The 22046-nt window shown below is 65.9% G+C and carries 16 protein-coding genes; 8 read left to right on the top strand and 8 right to left on the bottom strand.

The annotated features are described in order from the left end of the window. The first annotated feature begins 4 nt into the window (after positions 1-4). The 4 genes from LDO41_RS16465 to LDO41_RS16480 all read left to right on the top strand — a co-directional run bounded on the left by LDO41_RS16465 (position 5) and on the right by LDO41_RS16480 (position 4985). The gene (locus LDO41_RS16465; RefSeq protein ID WP_223990047.1) at positions 5-3235 is read left to right on the top strand and encodes an efflux RND transporter permease subunit; all 3231 of its coding nucleotides are present in this window, start codon (positions 5-7) and stop codon (positions 3233-3235) included. Between the two features lie 87 nt (positions 3236-3322). Next, positions 3323-3832, top strand: coding sequence for a MotA/TolQ/ExbB proton channel family protein (locus tag LDO41_RS16470; RefSeq protein ID WP_223990049.1), 510 nt, complete (start codon positions 3323-3325; stop codon positions 3830-3832). Next, complete coding sequence (locus tag LDO41_RS16475; protein ID WP_223990051.1) at positions 3829-4158, top strand: DUF2149 domain-containing protein; 330 nt, start codon at positions 3829-3831, stop codon at positions 4156-4158. The genes LDO41_RS16470 and LDO41_RS16475 overlap by 4 nt, the downstream gene beginning before the upstream one ends. After that, complete coding sequence (locus LDO41_RS16480; protein ID WP_223990053.1) at positions 4155-4985, top strand: ChaN family lipoprotein; 831 nt, start codon at positions 4155-4157, stop codon at positions 4983-4985. The genes LDO41_RS16475 and LDO41_RS16480 overlap by 4 nt, the downstream gene beginning before the upstream one ends. Positions 4986-5177: 192 nt before the next feature. On the opposite strand, the gene LDO41_RS16485 is transcribed toward LDO41_RS16480, so the two are convergent. Both LDO41_RS16485 and LDO41_RS16490 read right to left on the bottom strand, forming a co-directional pair. After that, entirely contained in the window at positions 5178-6641 is a 1464-nt protein-coding gene (locus tag LDO41_RS16485) for a sensor histidine kinase (protein WP_223990055.1), read from the bottom strand. A 1-nt stretch (position 6642) separates the two neighbouring features. After that, on the bottom strand, positions 6643-7317 hold the full coding sequence (locus LDO41_RS16490) for a response regulator (protein WP_223990057.1): 675 nt from the start codon (positions 7315-7317) through the stop codon (positions 6643-6645). Between the two features lie 220 nt (positions 7318-7537). Here LDO41_RS16490 and LDO41_RS16495 point away from each other — a divergent pair, with 220 nt between their 5' ends. Beyond that, on the top strand, positions 7538-8650 hold the full coding sequence (locus LDO41_RS16495) for an ABC transporter substrate-binding protein (protein ID WP_223990471.1): 1113 nt from the start codon (positions 7538-7540) through the stop codon (positions 8648-8650). A 15-nt stretch (positions 8651-8665) separates the two neighbouring features. Here LDO41_RS16495 and LDO41_RS16500 read toward each other — a convergent pair whose 3' ends face one another. Further along, the gene (locus tag LDO41_RS16500; RefSeq protein WP_223990059.1) at positions 8666-9391 is read right to left on the bottom strand and encodes a TetR family transcriptional regulator; all 726 of its coding nucleotides are present in this window, start codon (positions 9389-9391) and stop codon (positions 8666-8668) included. A 414-nt stretch (positions 9392-9805) separates the two neighbouring features. On the opposite strand from LDO41_RS16500, the gene LDO41_RS16505 reads away from it, so the two are divergent. Genes LDO41_RS16505 through LDO41_RS16515 form a run of 3 tightly spaced genes read left to right on the top strand, consistent with a single transcriptional unit; the run spans position 9806 to position 15616 of the window. Further along, on the top strand, positions 9806-10975 hold the full coding sequence (locus LDO41_RS16505) for an efflux RND transporter periplasmic adaptor subunit (protein ID WP_223990061.1): 1170 nt from the start codon (positions 9806-9808) through the stop codon (positions 10973-10975). Between the two features lie 35 nt (positions 10976-11010). Beyond that, positions 11011-14163 (top strand): efflux RND transporter permease subunit, encoded by a 3153-nt coding sequence (locus LDO41_RS16510; RefSeq protein WP_223990063.1) that lies wholly within the window; start codon positions 11011-11013, stop codon positions 14161-14163. Position 14164: 1 nt separating this feature from the next. After that, a complete protein-coding gene (locus LDO41_RS16515) occupies positions 14165-15616 on the top strand; it encodes an efflux transporter outer membrane subunit (RefSeq protein ID WP_223990065.1) in 1452 nt (483 codons plus the stop codon). Positions 15617-15654: 38 nt separating this feature from the next. On the opposite strand, the gene LDO41_RS16520 is transcribed toward LDO41_RS16515, so the two are convergent. The 5 genes from LDO41_RS16520 to LDO41_RS16540 form a co-directional block, all read right to left on the bottom strand. Continuing rightward, a complete protein-coding gene (locus tag LDO41_RS16520) occupies positions 15655-16500 on the bottom strand; it encodes an OmpW/AlkL family protein (RefSeq protein ID WP_377741620.1) in 846 nt (281 codons plus the stop codon). Between the two features lie 38 nt (positions 16501-16538). Beyond that, the gene (locus LDO41_RS16525) at positions 16539-17774 is read right to left on the bottom strand and encodes a DUF2957 domain-containing protein (protein ID WP_455423710.1); all 1236 of its coding nucleotides are present in this window, start codon (positions 17772-17774) and stop codon (positions 16539-16541) included. 165 nt (positions 17775-17939) lie between these two features. Next, on the bottom strand, positions 17940-19313 hold the full coding sequence (locus LDO41_RS16530; RefSeq protein ID WP_223990069.1) for a DUF2957 domain-containing protein: 1374 nt from the start codon (positions 19311-19313) through the stop codon (positions 17940-17942). Positions 19314-19554: 241 nt separating this feature from the next. Further along, the gene (locus LDO41_RS16535) at positions 19555-20475 is read right to left on the bottom strand and encodes a DUF1571 domain-containing protein (protein ID WP_377741607.1); all 921 of its coding nucleotides are present in this window, start codon (positions 20473-20475) and stop codon (positions 19555-19557) included. A 158-nt stretch (positions 20476-20633) separates the two neighbouring features. After that, positions 20634-21587, bottom strand: coding sequence for a TetR/AcrR family transcriptional regulator (locus LDO41_RS16540; RefSeq protein WP_223990071.1), 954 nt, complete (start codon positions 21585-21587; stop codon positions 20634-20636). Positions 21588-22046 lie beyond the last annotated feature (459 nt).

Here is a 22046-nt window from a genome sequence, read left to right on the forward strand (position 1 = left end):
CATCATGACGCTGTCCGAGCTTTGTATCCGCCGGCCCGTCATGACGGTGCTGCTGTGTCTCGCCGTCATCGTGACCGGTATCGTGCTGTACCCGACGATTCCAATCGCGGCGCTGCCGAGCTTCAATTCGCCCGTGATTCAGGTTACGGCCACGCTACCGGGCGCGAGTCCGGAAACCATGGCCGCGTCCGTGGCGATCCAGCTGGAGAAGCAGTTCGCGACGATCCCGGGCGTGACGGTCATCAGCTCGTCGAACACGCTCGGCAATTCGAGCATCACGATCGAGTTCAACAACGATCGCGAGATCGACGCCGCCGCCGTCGACGTGCAGGCCGCGCTGTTCCGCGCGCAGCGCACGCTGCCGATCGAGATGACGCAGCCGCCGTCGTACCGCAAGGTGAATCCGGCGGACGCCCCCGTGATCCTGCTGGCGATCAACTCGCCGGCGATGAGTCTGGCCGAGCTGAATGCATTCGGCGATAACCTGATCTCGCCGACGCTGGCCACGCTGCCGGGTGTCGCGCAGGTGCAGGTGCTCGGCCAGAAGCGTTTTGCGGTGCGTGTGCGCGCGCGGCCCGACGCACTGGCTGCGCGCGGCCTGACGCTTGACGAACTCGCGGTCGCGCTCAATCGTGCCAATACCAACACGCCAGTGGGCACGCTCGACGGCGCGCGCCAGACGCTGACCATCCAGGCCAACCGCCAGCTCGCCAACGCCGAGGCGTTCCGCAACATCATCGTAGCGAGCCAGCCGAGTGGCGCGATCGTGCGGCTCTCCGACGTGGCCGAAGTGGAGGACAGCGTCGAGACCATCAAGACCGGCAGCTGGCTCAACAACGAACGCTCGATCGTGCTGACCGTGCTGCGTCAGCCCGATGCCAACACGGTGGCCGTGGTCGACTCGATCAAGTCCACGCTACCGCGTCTGATCCAGCAGATGCCGGGCTCGGTCAATGTGGCCGTGGTCAACGATCGCTCGGTGTCGATCCGCGAATCGATCCATGACGTGCAGTTCACGCTCGCGCTGACCGTCGCGCTGGTGGTGCTGGTGATCTTCCTGTTCCTGCGCCGCGCGGCTGCGACGCTGATCCCGACCGTGTCGGTACCGATTTCGCTGATCGGCACCATCGCGCTGATGAAGGCACTTGGCTACAGCCTCGACAATGTGTCGCTGCTGGCCATCACGCTGGCTGTGGGCCTCGTGGTCGACGATGCGATCGTGATGCTCGAGAATATCGTGCGCCATATCGAGGAAGGCGTGGCGCCGCTCAAGGCCGCGCTGATCGGCTCGCGCGAGATGGGCTTCACGATCCTCTCGATCTCGATCTCGCTGGTGGCGGTGTTTATCCCGATCTTCTTCATGCCGGGCGTGATCGGCCTGCTGTTCCACGAATTCGCGGCGGTGGTGTCGCTGGCGATCCTCGTTTCCGCACTGGTCTCGCTGACGCTGATCCCGATGCTGTGCGCGCGCTTCCTATCGGCGGAGAACGTGCCGATCGATGAGTCGCAGCACGCATATGGAAGCAAAGCGGGAGACAAAGCGGGCGACAAGGCGGGCGACTATGTGGGCACTGCGGCAGTTCACCACGCACCGCAGAAGCAGTCGATCGGCCTGCGTTCGACGCAGTGGTTCGAAGACCTGTTCAACTGGACGCTGCGCAAGTACGCCGGTGGACTCGACTGGTGCCTGGCGCACCGTCCGTTCGTGCTCTGCATCGCGGCGCTTACGTTTGTGCTGACCGCCGTGATGTTCGCCACGATCCCGAAGGGCTTCTTCCCCGAGGAAGACATCGGCCAGATTCAGGTGAATGCGGAAGGTCCGCAGGACATCTCGTTCGACGCGATGTCCGCGCGTCTGCGCGACGCGGCCGAGCGCATCCGCGCGAATCCGTCGGTGAAGTCGGTGGTGGCGTCGATTGGTGGCGGCAACTCCCCCGCGATCAACACGGGCCGCATGTTCGTCGAGCTCAAGCCGCTCGGCGAGCGGCCCAAGATGCCGCAGGTGGTGGAGTCGCTGCGCAAGGACGTGTCGGTGGTGCCGGGTCTCGCCGTGTATTTCTCGCCGGTGCAGAACCTGCGCCTCGGCGGCCGCCAGAGCAAGAGCCGTTACCAGTACACGCTGCAGAGCGTGAAGGCCGGCGAGCTGCAGTCGTACTCCGATCGCCTGATGGCCAAGATGCGCGCGGAGCCGATCTTCCGCGACGTCACCAGCGATTCGCAGCAATCCGGTCTCGAAGCTCAGCTGACGATCGATCGCGACAAGGCCAACGCGCTGGGCGTCCAGATTCAGGACGTGCGCACGGCGTTGTACACCGCCTTCGGTGAACGTCAGGTGTCGACGATCTACACGCCGATCGACAACTACTACGTGATCCTGCAGGCCGCCGAGCTCGACCGTGCCGACGAGACCGCGTTCTCCAAGCTGTACGTGCGCAGCAAGACGGGCCAGATGGTGCCGATCTCCGCGTTCGCGACCACCGAACGGCGCGTTGGCCCGATCGCGGTCAATCACCAGGGGCAGTTGCCCTCGGTCACGGTGTCGTTCAACCTCGCCCCGGGCGCGGCGCTGGGCGATGCCTCGACCAAGATAGAGCGGTATCTCAAGGAGATGGAGATGCCCAACTCGATCTTCCCGAGCTGGGGCGGTGACGCGGCGGTGTTCCAGTCGTCGCAGGCCACGCAGATCGTGCTGCTGGTAGCGGCCATCGCGGTCATCTACACGCTGCTGGGCGTGTTGTACGAGAGCTATATCCATCCGCTGACGATTCTGGCCGGCCTGCCGTCGGCCGCGATCGGCGCGCTGCTGACGCTGTTCCTGTTCAAGGTCGAGCTGTCGCTGATCGCGACCATCGGCGTGCTGATGCTGATTGGCATCGTCAAGAAGAACGCGATCATGATGATCGACTTCGCGCTCGCGGCGCAGCGTGAACAGGGCATGGCGCCGGGCAAGGCGATCCGGCAGGCGTGCCTGCTGCGCTTCCGCCCGATCATGATGACCACCTTCGCGGCGGTGATGGGCGCCCTGCCCCTAGCGCTCGGCCTTGGCGCGGGCGCCGAACTGCGCCAGCCGCTTGGCCTCGCGGTGGTTGGCGGCCTGCTGTTCTCGCAGGTCATCACGCTGTTCATCACGCCGGTGATCTACCTCGCGCTCGATCGCTTTTCGGGCAGCGGCCCGCTGCAGATGGATGCGGAAGGCAATCTGCTGGCCGAGGCGGAAGCGGTGGCGCAGCGGTAGGTACGCGCGTCCGCACGCAGGAAGGGGCCGCCACTGTGCGGCCCCTGTCATTTTTGGCCCGACATAATTGCCTTAGAATCCCACGCCATGACACCCACCTTGCTTGAAACCCTCATGTATGAGGTCGGCCAGCTGTTTCTATACCCGACCCTGGCACTGATCGGCCTGCTGTTCGTCCACGCGTTCTGGGCGCTGGGCGACTTTGCCATGCAGGCGTGGCTGCGCGCGCGGCACCCGATGGAAAGCGGGCGCGGCTACGCGCTTGTGGCATGGGCGCGGCGGCATGACGAAGACGACGCCGAAGCGCTCGACGTGGCGGCGCACCGGCTGCTCGAACGGGCACGCATCGCCACGCGCGTGGCGCCGATGCTGGGCCTCGTGGCGACCATGATTCCAATGGGGCCGGCCCTGAAGAGCCTGTCCGGTGGCGACCTTGCCAACGTCGGCGAGAACCTGACCATCGCATTCTCGGCAGTCATCCTCGCGCTGATCGCGGCCAGCATCACCTTCTGGGTGGTCAACGTGCGGCGCCGCTGGCTGGCGGAGGAACTCGTGTGGCTCGGTCGCATGCGCGCCGCGCGGAGTACTGCCGCATGAAGTTCCTCGACGAGAGCGAAGCCGACGATCCGATCCTGTCGGTGGTGAACCTGATCGACGTGTTCCTGGTGGTTATCGCCGCGCTGCTGATCGCGATCGCGCGCAATCCGATGAACCCGTTCACGCACGAGGACGTCACCGTCATTACGCGGCCCGGTCAGCCCGATATGGAGATCGTGTCGCGCCAGGGGCAGAAGGTCGTGCGCTATCAGGGTACCGGCCAGCCGGGCAGCGGCGACGGCGTCAAGGCGGGTGTCGCCTATCGCATGAAGGATGGATCGATCGTGTATGTACCCGAGACCGTACCGGAGACCGGCAAACCATGAGTATTCGCATGATCGCGCTGACCTGCGCGCTCGTCCTGGCCGGCTGCGCCGGCACGCCGCCCTCGCCTGAAGACGTCAGCAAGACCTTCAAGGGCAAGTCGTACGTATTGCTGGGTGAGGTGCACGACAACGCCGAAGGCCAGCAGCAGCGGCTCGACGCGCTGACGCGGGCGGTGCAGGCCGGCTGGCGGCCGGCCATCGCCATGGAGCAGTTCGACCGCGAGCGTCAGGGTGATCTCGATCGCGCGCGGCGCGAGCGTCCTGACGATCCGGACTACGTGATCGCACAGGCTGCCGGTAGTGGCAACGCGTGGCAATGGCCGCTTTATCGGCCCGTCGTAGCGCTGGCGCTGCAATACGACCTGCCACTGCTCGCGGCCAATCTGTCGCGTGCCGACGCCAGCCGCATTGTGCGCGGCGGGCTGGGTAGCGTGTTCAATGTCGGCCAGCAGAAAGCCCTCGGTCTCGACAAGCCGATGCCGGCCGATCTCGTCTCCGCGCAGTCGACCGAACTCGATGCGGGCCACTGCGGGTTGTTCCCGCGCCAGATGCTGCCGGGCATGCTGAACGCGCAGGCCGCGCGCGACGCGATGATGGCCGCGACGATGCAGCCCTATGCCGAGCGCGGCGCGGTGCTGATCGCGGGCAATGGCCACGTACGCCGCGATCTGGGCGTGCCGCGCTGGATCGCGGGGAACAAGGCCACCGTGCTCAGCATTGGTTATCTCGAGGAGAGCAATACGGTGGCGAGCGGCTACGACGCCGTCATCCGCGTGCCCGTCATCGCGCGCAAGGACCCGTGCGAGGACGCGGTGGTGCGCAAGTAGTGGCGCTCACCTGCGATCGCCGTATTGTTTGCCCCCTCTCTCTCTGCGTGAGAGGTCGCAATGGCTCGCACACCAGCGTCTTGCTCCCCTCTCCCTTGAGGGAGAGGGGCCGGGGGAGAGGGTGAAAGGTTAATTCACCAATTGTTTTCTCCCCTCTCCCTCGGGGAGAGGGGCCGGGGGTGAGGGCAGCCCTCATGCTAGCTTCAACGCCAGCACCGCGCGCACGCCCTTGCCCTGCGTGGCGTCCTCGAACGTCACGCTGCCGCCGAAACGCGCCGCCATCTCGCGTGAGATCGCGAGGCCGAGGCCCGACCCTGGCTCGGCGTGGCCAACGCGACGGTAGAAGCGCGCGAATACCTTCTCGCGTTCGTCATGCGGAATGCCCGGCCCGTCGTCCTCCACCATCAGCAGCGCCTGCTCACCCGCCCGCATCGCGGAGAGCGTGATACGGCTGCCGCGCGGCGAGTATTGAATGGCGTTGTGCACGAGGTTCGCCAAGGCTTCGCGCAACAACGCGCCATCCGCGCGGACCGGCAGCTGTAACCCCGCGGGCCGTTCCCAGCCGAAGTCCTGCTGCTTGCCGCGTGCAAGCGGCAGATAGTCGAGCGCCACCTGCTCCGCGATGGCGACCGCATCGATCACGTCCACGGCCTCCACTGCCACCGCACCGTCGCGGCGCACACGCGCGAGCGCCAGCAGCTGGTTGGTCAGCCGCGCCGCCTGCCCAAGCTGTGCCTCGATCGCACCCACCGCTTCGCGCGCGGCCTGCACGTCTTGCGGGTCGCCGCGATGCGCGAGCTGGCGTTGCGCGAATTCGGCCTGCGTCTTGAGAATGGCAAGCGGCGTGCGCAGCTGATGCGCGGCATCGGCGATGAACTGCGCCTGCGCCTGGGCCATCGCCTCGGAGCGTGCCACGTGCATGTTCACCGCGTCGACGAGCGGCCGTACTTCCACGGGCACATGGTCGAACGCGAGCGGGGTGAGGTCGTCTGGCGAGCGCGCGCGCACATCGTTGCGCACGCGCGCCAGCGGACGCAGCACATAGGTAATGCCGCCGACGAGGATCAGCGCGGACAGCACGATCAGCACGGTATCGCGCGCCAGCGCGCTACGCCACACGCGCGAGATCAACGCCGTGCGCGGCTCGGCGGTCTCGGCCACCTGGATGATCACGCGCAGATGCGCATCGGGCCGGTACACCGGTCGCGCCATCGCGGCGATGCGCACCGCTTCGTCGCGATACGTCGCATCGTAGAAGCGCGGTTCGTTGTTGACGAGCGCCCCGGCGGGCAACGGCAGATCGTCATAGCCGGTGATGGTGTCGACCACCCCCGCGCGTTCGATCGACACGCGATAGAACACATGCGTCTGCGCGGCGGTCTCGAACATCTCCAGCGCGGCGTCGGGCAGCGACAGCTGCACGCTTTCGCCGGCCATGCCGATTGCATTGTCGATGGTGCGCACCGAGCCGTACAGCGAACGATCGTAGGCCGTGTTGGCCGCATCGCGCAGCGTGTCGTACGTGAACCAGGAGTCGATCGCCGTGATCGCGACCAATGCCGGCACCAACAGCAACAGCAGCTGGCGCCGCAGGCTGCCACGCAGCCACAATCGCAAGGGCAAGCGCGCGGGCGCGCGCAGATGCCGGCGCCACATGTCAGGCCTCGGCCTCGGGTTCCAGCAGATAGCCAAAGCCACGCAGCGTGACGATCGTCACACCATGCCCGGCGAGCTTCTTGCGCAGACGATAGACCAGCACTTCGATTGCATCGGGGCTGACATCGGCGTCGAGCGAAAACACCTTGTCGAGCAGCTGCGCCTTGGTCAGCGGCTGACCGCTGCGCGCGAGCAACGCGCCGAGCAGCGTCGACTCGCGCGGCGTCAGGGCAAGCGGCGCGCCACCGAGCGTAAAGCTGCGCGTCTCGCCATCGAACACCAGCGCGCCGCATTGCAGGCGCGGATGCGCGCGCCCGCGGCTGCGCCGGATCAGCGCGAGGATGCGCGCCTCGAGTTCGGCAATCGCGAACGGCTTGGGCAGGTAGTCGTCGGCGCCAAGGTTCAGGCCGCGCACGCGCTCGTCGAGCGTGTCCTGCGCGGTCAGGATCAGCACCGGCGTGCGATCGTCGCGACCGCGCATGGCCTTGAGCACCGCGAGGCCATCCTTGCCGGGCAGACGCAGGTCCAGCACCACGGTGTCGTATTCCTCGGCCATCAACCGGGCCTCGGCCTGCAGACCGTCCGCCACGTGTTCGATGACGAAGCCGCCCTGCTCGAGCGCGCGCGCGACCCAGCGGGCCAGTTCCACTTCATCTTCCACCAGCAGGATGCGCATGCGGGGCCTCCTCCGCCCGGTCGGCAACCCGGATGCGGGACGCGTCCGGGGGCGCCTATAATAACGCCGCCCCGCCAAGGGTGTCGCCCCTGCCGCCATGTCGCTCACGCCGCTCTCGCCGCCCACGCCGCTCACCGTACCGCCGAACGAACGGACTCCCGCCGCGCATCCAGTGCTGCCGGTGCGGCGACGCCTGCTCGAAGCGGGGGCCGCCGCCACCATGCTGGCGGCGCTGCCGTCCATGGCCCGCGCACAGAGCACGGCTTCGCGTCCGGCGGGCGCACCGCCAGCCGGTTATCCGGCGGAGTACGAAGGCATCATCTCGCGCGCGCTGCACGAGGGCGGTGTCACCGTGTACGCGTCCACCGACAGCGACATCGTGCGCCCCCTGATCGATGGCTTCGAGGCCCGCTATCCGGGCGTGCGCGTGCAATACCGCGATCTCAATACTGTCGATCTGCACGAACGCTTCCTGGCCGAGACCGCGCGGCTGGGCGCCGGCCGTCCGCCGCGCGATGCCGATTGCGCGGACGTGCTGTGGAGCACGGCGATGGATCTGCAGATCAAGCTCGTCAACGACGGTTATGCGCAACGCTACGAGTCGCCCGAGCGCACCGCGCTGCCGGGCTGGGCCGTCTGGCGCGACGAAGCGTGGGGCACCACCTTCGAACCGGCGGTGATTGTCTACAACCGCCGGCATTTCAGCGACACGCGGATGCCGGGCAGTCGCAGCGGCCTGGCGCAGCTGATGCAGGAGCACGGGCCGCTATGGCGCGGTCGCGTGGTCACCTACGACATCGAACGCTCGGGCATCGGGTATCTGTTCGCGCAGCAGGACGCGCGCATGGGCAACGAGTTCTGGTATCTCGCGCAGGCGCTGGGCCGCGCGCAGGCGAAGCTGTCGGTGTCGTCGGTGGACATGATCGAGCGCATCGCGCGCGGCGAGTTCGTGCTCGGCTACAACGTGCTGGGATCGTATGCGTTGTCGCTGATGGAGCGCGGCGCGGAAATCGGCGTGATCGCACCGCGCGACTACACGCTGGTGATGTCGCGCGTGGCCTTTATCGCGCGCAAGTCGCCGCGGCCCAATGCGGCGCGGCTGTGGCTGGATTTCCTGATCTCGCGTGAAGGACAGGCGCTGCTGGCCCGCTCGACCTCGCAGCTGTACACGATTCGCAGCGATATGGAGAGCAGCCAGACTCCGGTGGCGCTAGCCGAGCGGCTTGGCTACACGCTCAAGCCAATCAGCGTGGGGCCGGGCCTGCTGGCCGGGCAGGACGCCTTGCGCAAGCGTGCATTTCTCGCGCGCTGGAACGAGGCTCTCCGGGGTTGATTGCGCGGCTGAGCGTTATTCCGCCAGCGACTGCTGCCGGGCCTGCGCCTCGCAGAACGTAGCCACTTCCGCATCGAGTTCGGCTTCCGCAAGCGGACGCGCGACGTAGCCGTGTCGCAACGCCGGCGAAAAGCGCAGCGTATCGATAAACACATCGGCCATGCGCTCGGCCTGGCCGGCGAGGTCGAAGTCGGTGGGGCAGAACAGCCAGTGCGCCAGCACGCCGCCGATGGCCGCGTGGAACGCATTGACCGCAAAATCCAGGTCGAGGTCGGCGGGCAGTTGCCCGCGCTCGGTGGCCAGCCGCAGATGCTCGCGGATCTTGGCGATACCTTCCTGATGCGATTGCCGCTGGCGCTCGAAGATCGCGCCGTTGTCCTGCACCATCTCGCACTTGTGGAACAGGATCTCGAAGATCCGCCGCCACTGCGGATTGACCACGGTCTGGCGGAACACGAACGCGCAGATATCGCGCACCCCACCCAGCGGATCTTCATGCCGCGCGATCCGCTCGGGATCGCAGAGGGCTTCCACAGGCAGGTTCACGCGATCGACCATCGCCGCGAACACGTCGCTCTTGTTCTTGAAGTGCCAGTAGATGGCGCCGCGCGTCACCCCGGCCGCCTCGGCGATATCGGCGAGCGACGGGCGCGCCACGCCGCGCGTGTGGAAAACCGTTTCCGCCGCGTCGAGTATCCGGTTGCGCGTTTCCAGCGCCTCTTCCTTGGTACGTCTGACCATGTCTTTCCTGGTGCCTCGTTTTTGATGCCCTCATCGTCGCGATCAAGGCGCGGTCATCCCGCGTTGACGGCCGGCATCGTACCCCGGCCGCAGCGTTTGTGCTCGTCAACACCATGTTTCCCATGCCCCACCTTGGGGCAAATGTGCCTGGGACTCCAACAATGTTTGACGAAACACTTAACATACATGCTTGAATGTATATATACTACGCGCTGTTTCGCCGTCCGGCCACTCATGACGCTGCCCTTTCTGCCAGAACGAGGCGGCCACTTCTCTCAGCCCGGACGGCTGCCCGCCTGATGTTTCCGCCTGCGTTGCCTGCCCTCGCCGACCGCTGCCGCCGTCCATGAGGTGCCCCGCGTGCACGGCGCGCCGCACTCAGCACAAGATTCCAATCTCCAGATGGGGTGATCGATGAGCCAGACCCGACTTATTCACTATCTCGCCGCCGGTGCCGCGGTCCTGACGCTCGCCGCGTGTGGCGAGAAGGCACCGCAGGGCGGCGCCATGCCGCCCGCCGAAGTTGGCGTGGTGACCGTCACCCCGCGCCCGGTCGCCGTGATCAACGAGCTGCCGGGCCGCCTCGAAGGCGTGCGGACTGCCGAAGTGCGCGCGCGCGTGGAAGGCATCGTACTGTCGCGCAACTACACCGAAGGCGGTGAAGTGCGCGCCGGCCAGGTGCTGTTCCGCATCGACCCGGCGCCGTACCAGGCGCAGCTCGCGTCCGCGAAGGCATCGCTCGAGCGTGCCGAGGCCAACGCGGTGTCCGCGCGCCAGAAGGCCGAGCGCTACAAGCCGCTGGTGGCCGTCAATGCCGTCAGCAAGCAGGAATACGACGAAGCCGTGGCCGCTGCCGGTCAGGCCAACGCGGACATCGCGTCGGCCAAGGCCGCCGTGACCACCGCGCAGATCAACCTCGGCTACACCACCGTCACCGCGCCGATCTCGGGCCGCGTGGGTCGTGCCCTCGTGACCGAGGGCGCGCTGGTCGGCAAGGGCGAGGCCACCAAGCTGACGCTGGTCGAGCAGGTAGATCCGATCTGGGTCACGTTCACGCAGCCCGCGGCCGATGTGGCCCGCCTGCGCCGCCAGATCGAGGCGGGCGAGGTCAAATCCGTCAACGGCGGCGCGCGTGTGCACCTGTTCGTCGAGGGCAGCGATCGCGAGTATGCGCAGACCGGCAAGCTGCTGTTCTCCGACATGACCGTCGATCCGACCACCGGCGCGATCACGCTGCGCGCGGAATTTCCGAACGCGAAGCGCGAGCTGCTGTCGGGCACGTTCGTGCGCGTGAAGGTCGAACAGGGTGTGGACGAGAACGCGCTGACCGTGCCGCAACGCGCGCTGATCCGCACCGCGCAGGGCGCCAGCGTGATGGTCGTCGGCAAGGACGGCAATGTGGCCAGCTTGCCGGTGACGGCGACGCAGGCGGTGGGCGACAGCTGGGTGGTGTCCGACGGTCTCAAGGGCGGCGAGCAGGTGATCGTCGAAGGCCTGCAGAAGGTCCGCGCGGGCGCGCCGGCCAAGGCCGTGCCGTTCCAGCAGCCCAAGACCGCCGACGCGGCCGCCGCCAAGCAAGGCTGATCGCAGCCTGACCCAATCAGAAGGGAGCCAGTTCCATGGCCAAGTTTTTCATCGACCGGCCGGTGTTCGCGTGGGTACTCGCGCTGATCATCGGACTCGGCGGGTTGCTGTCGATCCTGCAGTTGCCGATCGCGCAGTACCCCAATATCGCACCGCCGATCATCACGGTTTCGGCAACGTACCCCGGCGCATCCGCGAAGACGCTCGAGGACTCGGTCACCACGGTGATCGAGCAGGAGCTCAACGGCGCGCCCAGCCTGCTGTACTACGAATCGCAGAGCGAGGCCACTGGCCTTGCGACGATCAACATCGCGTTCGCGCCGGGCTCCAACGCCGACCTGAACTCGGTGGAGGTGCAGAACCGCCTCAAGCGCGTGGAAGCGCGTCTGCCGGCGGAGGTGCGCCAGCAGGGTGTGCGCGTCGACAAGGCCGGGAACAACTACATGATGTTCATCACGGTCCAGTCGAAGTCCGGCAATAGCGACGCGATCGCGCTCGGCAACTTCGTCTCGGCGCAGGTGGTGGACTCGATCCGGCGCGTGCCCGGCGTGGGTGCGGCCGATCTGTTCGGTACCGAGTACGCCATGCGCGTGTGGCTCGATCCGGCCAAGCTGACCGGCTACAACCTGACGCCGCTCGACGTCACCGCTGCGGTGTCCGAGCAGAACATCCAGGTCGCCGTCGGCGAGCTGGGTGGCACGCCGTCACCAAAGGGCACCGAGCTCAACGCGACCGTCAACACCGAAAGCCGGCTGACCACGCCCGAGCAGTTCGCCAACATCCTGCTGCGCGTGAATCCCGATGGTTCGTCGGTGCGCATCAAGGACGTGGGCCGCGTGGAACTCGGCGGCGCCGATTATTCGACGCTCGCGCGTACCAACGGCAAGCCGGCCTCGGCCATCGCCATCAAGCTGGCCCCGGCCGCCAACGCGCTGGCCACCGCCAACGCCGTGCGCGCGCGTATGGACGAGCTGGCCAAGTATTTTCCGACCGACTACGAGTACAGCATTCCATACGACACGTCGGCGTTCGTGAAGATCTCGATCGAGGAAGTCATCAAGACGCTGCTGGAAGCGGTGCTGCTGGTGTTCCTGGTGATGTACCTGTTCCTGCAGAACATCCGCGCGACGATCATTCCGACGCTGGTGGTGCCGATTGCGCTACTGGGTACATTTGGCGCGATGCTGGCTTTCGGGTTCTCGATCAACGTACTGACCATGTTCGGCATGGTGCTGGCGATCGGCATTCTCGTGGACGATGCGATCGTCGTGGTGGAGAACGTCGAGCGCATCATGAGCGAGGAAGGCCTGTCGCCGCGCGCGGCGACGCGCAAGGCCATGGGCCAGATCACCGGCGCCATCGTCGGTATCTCGCTGGTGCTGGTCGCGGTGTTTATCCCGATGGCGTTCTTCTCGGGTTCGGTCGGCAATATCTATCGCCAGTTCTCGCTGTCGCTGGTCTCGTCGATGGCGTTCTCCACGCTGCTCGCGCTGACGCTGACGCCGGCACTGTGCGCCACGCTGCTGAAGCCGGTGCAGGCCGGCCACCATCACGAGAAGAAGGGCTTCTTCGGCTGGTTCAACCGCACGTTCGCGCGCGCGTCCACCGGCTATCAGGGCATCGTCGCCCGCGTGATCCGTCGCTCGGCGCGCTACCTGATTCTGTACGCGCTGATCGTCGCCGGTGTGGTGCTGTTGTTCCAGCGCCTGCCGTCGTCATTCCTGCCCGATGAGGACCAGGGCTACATGATCACGGTCGTGCAGCTGCCGCAGGGCGCCACGCAGGATCGCACCATCGGCGTGCTCAAGCAGATCGAGGACTACTACCTGCAGAAGGAGTCGAAAGTCGTCGATCAGATGATCACGGTGGCGGGCTTCTCGTTCTTCGGCCGTGGCCAGAACGGCGGTATCGCGTTCGTGCGCCTGAAGGACTGGAAGGAGCGCAGCGGTGCCGATGAAACGGCGCAGGCGCTGACCGGCCGTGCGTTCGGCGCGCTGTCGTTCATCAAGGACGCGATCATCTTCCCGCTCAACCCGCCCGCGATCTCGGAACTCGGCAATTCGTCGGGCTTCGACTTCCGCCTGCAGGACCGCACGGGCCAGGGCCATGAGAAGCTCATGGAAGCGCGCAACCAGATGCTCGGCATGGCCGCGCAGTCGAAGGTGCTGGCGGGCGTACGGCCGGAAGGCCAGGAAGACGCGCCGCAGCTGCGCATCGATATCGATCGCGAGAAGGCGCGCGCGCTGGGCGTGTCGGTGGCCGATATCAACGCCACGCTGTCGATTGCATTCGGCTCGTCGTACGTGAACGACTTTATCTACGAAGGCCGCGTGCGCCGCGTGATCGTGCAGGCAGAAGGCGCGGACCGCCGTCTGCCCGACGACCTGAGCAAGCTGCGCGTGCGCAATGGCAACGGCGACATGGTGGCCTTCGCGGCGTTCTCCACGTCGAAGTGGATCATGGGTTCGCCGCGTCTCGAGCGTTATAACGGCATGCCGGCGGTGAAGATCGCCGGTCAGGCCGCGCCGGGCCAGAGTACTGGCGAAGCGATGCGCGTGATGGAAGAGAATTTCACCAAGCTGCCACCGGGCTTCGGCTTCGAATGGTCGGGTCAGTCGTACGAGGAACGCCTGGCGGGTGCGCAGGAACCGATCCTGTACACGCTGTCGCTGATCATCGTGTTCCTGTGCCTGGCGGCGCTGTACGAAAGCTGGTCGATCCCGGTGGCGGTGCTGCTGGTGGTGCCGCTCGGTGTGCTCGGCGCACTGATCGGCGTGACATTGCGCGGCATGCCCAACGACGTCTACTTCAAGGTGGGCCTGATCGCGACGATCGGCCTGTCGGCGAAGAACGCGATTCTGATCGTCGAGTTCGCCAAGGACCTGCAGGCGCAGGGCCGCAGCCTGATCGACGCGACGCTGGAGGCCGTGCATCTGCGCTTCCGTCCGATCCTGATGACGTCGATGGCGTTCATCCTCGGCGTGCTGCCGCTGGCCATCGCCACGGGCGCGGGTTCGGGCAGCCAACGCGCGATCGGCACCGGCGTGATGGGCGGTATGATCGCGGCGACGCTGCTGGCGATCTTCCTGGTGCCGGTGTTCTTCGTGGTGGTGCGCAAGCGCTTCCCGGGCAGCGAACGCCAACAGGAGCTCGACAAGATGCGGCTGGACCCGAAAGAGGAAAACTGACATGACCAAGACCCTGACCACATGGCTGCTGGTGGCGGGCGTGCTCTCGGGTTGCACGCTCGCGCCGAAATACGACCGCCCTGCCGCGCCCGTCGCGGGGGCCTATCCGGCCGCGCCGGAGGGCTACGCGGCCGCAGAGGTGAAGAGCGGCGAGACGCGCCGCGCGGCCGATATCGGCTGGCGTGACTTCTTCCGCGATCCGCGCCTGCAAGGGCTGATCGCCACCGCGCTCGACAACAACCGCGACTTGCGTACTGCCGCGTTGCGCATCGAGGAAGCGCGCGCGCAGTATCAGATACAGCGCGCGGACCTGCTGCCGACCCTCAACGGCAATGCCGCATTCCAGCGCGGCCAGTTCTCGTCGCTGTCGGTCGTGCCTGGTTCGAGCGGCGCGCAGACGTTCACCGGTAGCACCTATCAGGTGGGGCTCAGCATCTCGCAGTACGAGCTCGACTTCTTCGGGCGTGTGCGCAGCCTGTCCAATGCGGCGCTTGCACAGTACTTCTCCACCGAAGAGGCGCGGCGCGCGGCGCAGATTTCGCTGGTGTCGGAAGTCGCCAAGGCCTACCTGTCGGAGCGTGCGCTGGCCGAACAGTACGATATCGCGCGCGACACGCTGGCGGCGCGCCAGAGTACGTACGACCTCGCCAAGCGGCGCTTCGATGCGGGCGCGACGTCGGCGCTCGATCTGCGCGATAACGAATCGCTGGTGGCCCAGGCACGCGTCGCGGCGGCACAGCTCGCGCGGCAACGTGCGCAGGCGCAGAATGCGCTCGAGGTGCTGGTGGGCAAGCCGCTCGCCGAGATCGCCGATTTGCCCGCGCCGATGAAGCTGTCCGATGAACGGATCATCAGCGACATTCCGGAAGGATTGCCATCGAGCCTGCTTGAGCAACGTCCCGATATCCGCCAGGCCGAGCAGCAACTGTTGTCGGCCAACGCGAATATCGGCGCGGCGCGCGCGGCGTTCTTCCCGCGCATCACGATGACGGCCAATGCGGGCACGCTGAGCCCGACATTGTCCGGGTTGTTCGATGCGGGCACCAAGACGTGGTCGTTCTCGCCGCAACTGGTGCTGCCGATCTTCGATACGGGCCGGAATCTGTCGAATCTCGAGCTGGCCAAGGTACGCAAGAGCATCGAGATCGCGAACTACGAGAAGACGATTCAGGTGGCGTTCAGCGAGGTCGCTGACGCGCTCGTGGCGCGTGGCACGCTCGAGGAGCAGGTAGCCGGTCAGGCCCAGCAACGCGACGCCGAAGCCGCGCGCTTCGAACTGTCGCGCATGCGTTTCCGTTCGGGCGTGGCGAGCTATCTGGACGAGCTCGATGCACAGCGGCAGTTGTTCAATGCCGAACAGGCGCTGGTGCAGGCGCGCCAGTTGCGGCTGGTCAACGCGATCGACCTGTACCGCGCACTGGGCGGCGGCCTCAACGAGAGCGCCGTGCAGTAAGCTGCCGTACGCCCTCTCCTCCTGGGAGAGGGCGCTCCTCAAAACTTGTACGTCGCCGCCATAAAGAAAATCACCGGCTTCGGATCCAGCTTCGTCTTCGATGTGGACAACGTCGTCCCATCCGACGCCTTGATCGTCATCGTCGACGTCGACTTGAGCGGAATGTAGGTCACCGCCGCCGTTACCCCCCAGTGCTCGTCAAAGTTATACGTGCCCCCCACGTTGAACACGGGTGCCCACGACGACGACGCATCCGCATGCACGCTGGTCGGCCCCGGAATGCCCGCGCCAGCCGCCAGAATCGCCCCGAGGTTGTTGTTCACCGACGCCTCGAACGCGGGATTGATGCGAATGTCGGTAAAGAAGTTATACGACACCCCCACCCCCAGAAACGGCCGCAACCGCGAATCCGGATCCATAAAGTGATACTGCACGATCGCTGCCGGACTCCACTGTCGCGCGCGCGTGATGATCGGGTTCAGCGACGGATCGCCCAGGCTCTGATGCCCCAGCGCGCCCGCCGGCCCCGGCGGAATCAGCTCGCCGTGCCCATACAGCTTGAACTCGGGCGGAATGCCGCCGACGCCGGTGAGCGCGATATGGTCCGTGACGAAGTGGCTGAACGTCAGACCGAGCGTGCTCGCGTTCGACGTCGACAGGCCGCTGCCCGGCGCCGAGAACGTGCTCGGCAGACCAAGCGGATAGTTGATCGGCACATCGACCACATTGGTCGTGAGCGGCGGACTCACACCGCGTGTCTGAATATAGAACCATCCCGCCGACACCACGTTGTCGCCGGCCTTCTGCGCGAGCGCCGGCGCCGCGCACGTCATGCATGTGGCGCACAGCGCCACGCCAGCCAGCAGACGCGTCAGCCGACCCATCCGTTGCGATTGCACATTCATCGATTTCTCTCCGGTGCTCATTCGACGAATGCGCCGATGGTGAAGTACGGCGAACCGCTACGCGTTTCGAGACAACCGAACACGCCGCCCGTGAACATGAACTTGCCGACCGGCGTGGTCGCCGTGCCGTCCTTGCGCAAGGTTGTGACAACCCCCGGCATGGTCTGCGAGTAGTCGAGCTTGAGCGCGATCGCGCGGGTCGCATCGGAGGCACGGAACGGGTCGAGCATCGCGGCATCCTGTCCCACGAGCGCCGTCGTGCGGTACTCGAAGTCGCTATCCACACCGATATACTCGCCATTGACCGCGCCCTGCGTGGTGGAGACCGCCGGCGCCATCATGCCGATGCCAATCTCGTCGTCGGCGCCGATCGGCTGCAGATTGGTGAACGAGGAGTTCGCATAGCCCACGCGAATCATCACCGGCACCAGCGCACCGCGCAGCTTGCCGACAATCAGGTACGCGTGCCCCTGCGTGCCGCCCAGCGTCGGTGGCAACTCTCCCTCATAGTTGGTCGACAGCAACGCCCCGCTCGCATGCACGGTGAACTTGTTGCCCTTCTGCCGGCACGTGCCGCCCATCGCGTTGTCGCATACGGTGAACGACCCGTCGGCCGCCAGTGCCATGCGGTAGTCCTGCCCCACCCACTGGAAGCCCTTCGACGGCACCTCGTGGAAGCCCGAGCCGTTGTAGTTGCCCGCCACCTTTGTGAGGTCGCTCTCGATCTGCGAGAAGCCGATGAACTGGAAGTACGGGAACGTGGTGTCGGGCACCGCGCCCGCACCGGCCACGCCGTTGAACTGGATGCGCGCGCCAGGGATCGTGCCGCCCATCACGCCTTCACCAAGGAACAGACGCGCTGGTCGCGCGGGATCGAGACTCGCACCATTGAGCCGGAACGCGCACTGGTTGAGCTTGTCGGTGGGCAGGCCAGTCTCCTGCGTCAGGGTGCCCGACATCATGTTGGAGCCGCTGGTCGTGTCCGAGCGCGTCGGCTGTACCGTGCCCGTGGTGCGCGGTACCGACGAGTCGAGGAACGTCACGGCCCACGTCATCTGCTTCGTGTCGATCTGTACCTTTACGAGTTCGCCTGAGCCGGTGCCGCCGAGGTATGGCGTCGAGTAGTTGACCGTCGCCGGGCACAGCCGCACGACGGTCGAGGCCGGCGCGGCCGAGGACGAGCCTCCACCTTCGCCACCGCCGCATGCGGCCAGCGCGAGCACGGTGCCCGCCGCGAGCAGCGCGCGCGGCAGCCAGCGTTGTGCGATGCGCGTGACGCCGCGGTTGTCAAAGGGGCGACGCAATGCGGCATGCTGCTGCATGGCTTCTCTCTCCATGGCCAGTCTCCTTGTGGGGCGCCCGTGCGGGGATTCCCTGCGGGCGCTTCTGTAATGGGCGGTGATACGACGGGGGATTGCTCAGCGACTTGCCACCACACTCACGCGGAACGTGGGATTGACGGGGTCGCCATACAGATGGGCGAACACGGGGCCACTGGTGATCATCTGGCCGGCCTGTCCGCTGTTATCGACGGTGTTGACGAAGCCCGGCGCGTTCTGCGTCAGGTCCATCTGATAGGCGCCGAGCGGATGCAGCGACGCGTCCTGCGGATCGATCAGCGCCACCACGTTGTTCTGCACGATCGACGACACGTACTTGAGATCACTGCCCGAACCGATATAGCTGCCGTTGAGCACCGCGGTGGTGGTCTTGACATTGGGCGCGAGCAGCGCGAGACCGGACTCGTCATCGATCACGATCTCGAACGTGGTCAGGTCCGCGATCGCGTAGCCGACGCGAATGACCAGCGGCACGAGCTTGCCTTCGAGCTTGCCGATCACGAGCACGCCCTTGGCCTGGCTGCTCTGGTCGGTGGTGACCGATTCCTTCCAGAAGTACGGGTAGTGCTTCGTCTTGTCGGTGTTGGTGCTTTCGAACGCGCCGTCGTGCTGCGCGCGCGGCTTCCACGGCTGGCCAGTCGAGAAGCAGTCCGTACCGGCCGCTGGCGTGCAGGTGCCATCGGCGTTGATGGTCTCGGTGGACGTCTTGGTCGCCGCGATGAACTTGTCGCCATCGAGGATCGACGCGCCCGACGGTACGATGTGGTAACCGATCATGTTGTACGACCCGGCCACCTTGCTGAAGTCGCTCTCGGTCTGCGCGAACGCGAGCACCGGATAGATCGGGAACGTCTTGGGCGGAATCACGCCAATGCCGAAGATGCCGTCGAACGCGATGGTCGCGCCCGGAATGCCGCCACCAGCCACGCCGTTGCCGACGAACACGATCGGCGGATTGGCCGGATCGATGATGGCCTGCGACGCGCCATCGGAGGCGGTAACGGTCTTGAGCTGCAACGCGCATGCATTCTGCGCGGGCGTGGGCAGCGGCTTGTCGGGATGCGTGAAGGTACCTTCGAGCGTCACGCCCGCACGCGTCGGTTGCACATCGCCGGGCTTCTTCGGAATTGCCGACTCGATGATCTGGATGCGGTAGGTGCCCGCGGTGGTGTCGAACTGCATCTTCACGAACTCGCCGGCGCCGGAGCCACCGGTGTACACGGTGCCGTAGTCGAGCGAAGCGGGGCACAGTGCCGCCACGGGCTGGTTCTGCGCGGGTCCCGAGTCAGGGCAACTGTTGGTCTGGGCGCATTGCTGATTCGCGGCTGCGGGAGAGCTGGTGGGATCGCCGTCACCACCGCCGCAGGCGGCAAGTGCAAGCGAAAGACCTACCCCGGTTGCGGCAAGGAATGCATGGCGAAACGACGGGCGTCGCTGCGTCGGCTGGTTCATGGTGTCTCCATTTCTTATGCCGGCGACCCGGTATATCCGGATCTTTCTCGGTGCTCGGACTCTCGCCGCTGGCGCGACCGAGCGTCAATAGAGCGGTCGTTCCAAACATGGCTGGCCCGATTCAGACGGTAGCCGCGCGGCCAGACGCGGTGCCGTTCAAACTACGCACGCAGGCGTGCAAAGACGAATTCAAACGCACGCGAGCGCATGCGTACGAACTGCACTGCGGAATCGTTGGAGATCAGAACTTGTATTCGCTGTTGGCGGCGTCGAAGGTCGATGCATCGAAGTTCTTCTTCACGGCTTTCTCGAAGACGATCTTCTCGACCATAAAGCCGTCGGCATCCCACGCGGTTTCCACGCGCGGCCACGGATGCGTGAGGTCGAACATCAGCTGCACCTTCTTCGCGTAATACTTGGGCGCGCCTTCGGGCAGGTCCCACGTCAGCGCGATCATGCGCGTGCCCTGCTCGCGCATGAGCTCGGCCTTGTTGTACTTTTCGCTGAGGCCGGCGGCGCGCAGCGTTCGAGCATCGCGCTCGAGCATCGACACCACGAACTGCAGGCCGAGGTCGCGCACGGTGTGATTAGACTGCGCGCGGGCGAGCGAGCCGTCGAGCGAAAGCCAGATCGAGGTAAAGCCGAGCATGCCGCCGAGGTGGCCGTACATCTCGTCCTTGCGTCGGGTCTCGTCATAGAGGATCTCCTGCCCGGCCTGCACGCCATTGGGCAACCATTTGGCATAGAGCTGTCGCGGCAGATGGCGATAGCGCACCAGCATGCGTGCGGGCACGTCCTGCCATTGGCCATTGAGCCGCTCCTGACGCGTCATCGCGTACTCGTACTCGGGATAGCGATTGACCTCGGCGCGTGCCCACAGCAGCAGCGCTTCGGGCTTCAGCGCGTCGAAGGTGGCGAGCAACTGATCGTCGGGCAGCGCGGCCAGTTCACCGCTGGTGGTCTGCTTCGAGAACAGCGCGGCCTGTTGCTGGGCCGGCAGCGCATCGTATGGCGTGGCAGCGCGTGTGGCGGCCGATTGCGCATGCGCCTCAGGCGCGAGGCCCGGTGGCGCGGCCACAAGGCCGAGCATGCCGCCGGCGAGCGCGAGCAGCGTCAACGGCAAGGCAGATGACAGAGAAGAAAGCATCGGGGGGGTCTTCATGGGTGTCTCCTCGTTCTTGTTATGGACAGCCACTGCGGATGTGACGACGGCCGGTGGACGCGCGCGCGCACGCACGCCTCGCTCTCGCGATACGAAGATCAGGATCGATCGGGAGGAGGCGGCCCCGGCCGGGGCCGCCTGGTGAAGCTACAGCTCGACTACGTCCGCGGTCGCGTGCGCATCCAGTCGTCGAGCGGGTTGCTCGGGAATGGCGCGCAGTGATCGCGGCGGACTGCCATGCTTGCCGTGGCCGAGCGCGCGGTGCCCTCGTTGCGCACGCTGCGCGCCGAGCCGCGACGCGCCCGGTTCACCGCGGCGGCGGTGGCCGCGGCAACGGTCTGTGCTTCGTCTTCGACGGTAGCGGCCAACGCGGCGATATGCTCGAGCTTGGCGCGCTCATCGGCATGCTGATCCTCGCCGATATCGAACACGTCCTGCAGCGCGCCGAGCTGATCGGACGACGGTGCGGGCGCCTTGAGGGCGGCCACCACCAGCGACGTCAGTTGCGCGAGCACATGCGCATCGCTCATCTGCTGACCTTGCGTGAAGGTCGGCATGAGGTTGCCGAGGTCATCGCCGGCCAGCACACCCGCGAGTGCCTTGAGCGCGAAATGCAGGCGCCAGCCGAGCTCCTGGCGTGGCACGTCCGGCAGCGCGCGGCCGAAGGCTTCGAAGAAGCGGCCGAACACTGGCGCGTAATGCCCGATCAGATACGACTGGATAAACGGTGAAGTATCGGAATACACGCGGCCGAGCAGCCGCAGGAATGAAGGACCACCGATATCGGGCTCGCGCGCCATCTGGAGCGCGGGCACGAACAGCGCGCCCATCACGTGTTCGCAGCGGATATCGTGACCGGGCCAGCGTGCCTCGACGGCGTCGAGTAACGCGAGCCTGCGCTCGTTGAGCGGATCCAGACGGCGCCCAAGCACCGACTGCATCATCATCTCCTTGCTGCGGAAGTGGTAGTTGACTGCTGCCAAGTTAACGATGGCGCGCGAGGTGACTTGACGCAGGGAAGTCGCCTCGTAGCCGACCTCGATGAACAGCTTCTCCGTTGCATCGAGAATGCGGGCCTTCGTGTCACCTGCCGTGCTTCTGCCGGTCTTCATGGGTGTCTCTCGCAAAAAGATTCCTGCTGTGGACCCCTGCAAAAAATATCCACGACCGTTTGGCTCCGTTGCTCTGCGGCTTACGGTTGCTTGAAACGGTTGTACGAAGCCTAGCGACGGCTTCGGGCGTTTCACAAGCCAAATATCTGAAGAGTTGCTCTAATGAGACAGAACGGTGGATCGCCCGGTCAAAGGTCGTCCGTCCGCGTGGTCCGATCCGGTCGCTGTCTACCGCAGAACCGCTTGAAACCTCGGTTTGCGGGAAACGGTGCCAGCGATTCCAGGCCACGCTCCTCTCCTCCCTGCCCCCCGACAGGGTGACTACCGCGCCCATCATGCTGTGATGTTTCGCAGCAGTTGTGACACATTCTGCAATGTCAGTGCGAATGCTGACAACTCCAGATTGCCCCCTATGCTAGTGGGGCAGACAAATGCGTCGAATCCCAGAGATGTTTCCGA

Source organism: Cupriavidus pampae (genome assembly GCF_914271485.1).
Classification (GTDB): domain Bacteria; phylum Pseudomonadota; class Gammaproteobacteria; order Burkholderiales; family Burkholderiaceae; genus Cupriavidus; species Cupriavidus pampae.

Coding starts and splice junctions, on each gene's coding strand:
- LDO41_RS16465 (WP_223990047.1), top strand. CDS start 5: ATGACGCTGTCCGAGCTTTGTATCCGCCGGCCCGTCATGACGGTGCTG.
- LDO41_RS16470 (WP_223990049.1), top strand. CDS start 3,323: ATGACACCCACCTTGCTTGAAACCCTCATGTATGAGGTCGGCCAGCTG.
- LDO41_RS16475 (WP_223990051.1), top strand. CDS start 3,829: ATGAAGTTCCTCGACGAGAGCGAAGCCGACGATCCGATCCTGTCGGTG.
- LDO41_RS16480 (WP_223990053.1), top strand. CDS start 4,155: ATGAGTATTCGCATGATCGCGCTGACCTGCGCGCTCGTCCTGGCCGGC.
- LDO41_RS16485 (WP_223990055.1), bottom strand. CDS start 6,641: ATGTGGCGCCGGCATCTGCGCGCGCCCGCGCGCTTGCCCTTGCGATTG.
- LDO41_RS16490 (WP_223990057.1), bottom strand. CDS start 7,317: ATGCGCATCCTGCTGGTGGAAGATGAAGTGGAACTGGCCCGCTGGGTC.
- LDO41_RS16495 (WP_223990471.1), top strand. CDS start 7,538: ATGCTGGCGGCGCTGCCGTCCATGGCCCGCGCACAGAGCACGGCTTCG.
- LDO41_RS16500 (WP_223990059.1), bottom strand. CDS start 9,391: ATGGTCAGACGTACCAAGGAAGAGGCGCTGGAAACGCGCAACCGGATA.
- LDO41_RS16505 (WP_223990061.1), top strand. CDS start 9,806: ATGAGCCAGACCCGACTTATTCACTATCTCGCCGCCGGTGCCGCGGTC.
- LDO41_RS16510 (WP_223990063.1), top strand. CDS start 11,011: ATGGCCAAGTTTTTCATCGACCGGCCGGTGTTCGCGTGGGTACTCGCG.
- LDO41_RS16515 (WP_223990065.1), top strand. CDS start 14,165: ATGACCAAGACCCTGACCACATGGCTGCTGGTGGCGGGCGTGCTCTCG.
- LDO41_RS16520 (WP_377741620.1), bottom strand. CDS start 16,500: ATGGGTCGGCTGACGCGTCTGCTGGCTGGCGTGGCGCTGTGCGCCACA.
- LDO41_RS16530 (WP_223990069.1), bottom strand. CDS start 19,313: ATGAACCAGCCGACGCAGCGACGCCCGTCGTTTCGCCATGCATTCCTT.
- LDO41_RS16535 (WP_377741607.1), bottom strand. CDS start 20,475: ATGAAGACCCCCCCGATGCTTTCTTCTCTGTCATCTGCCTTGCCGTTG.
- LDO41_RS16540 (WP_223990071.1), bottom strand. CDS start 21,587: ATGAAGACCGGCAGAAGCACGGCAGGTGACACGAAGGCCCGCATTCTC.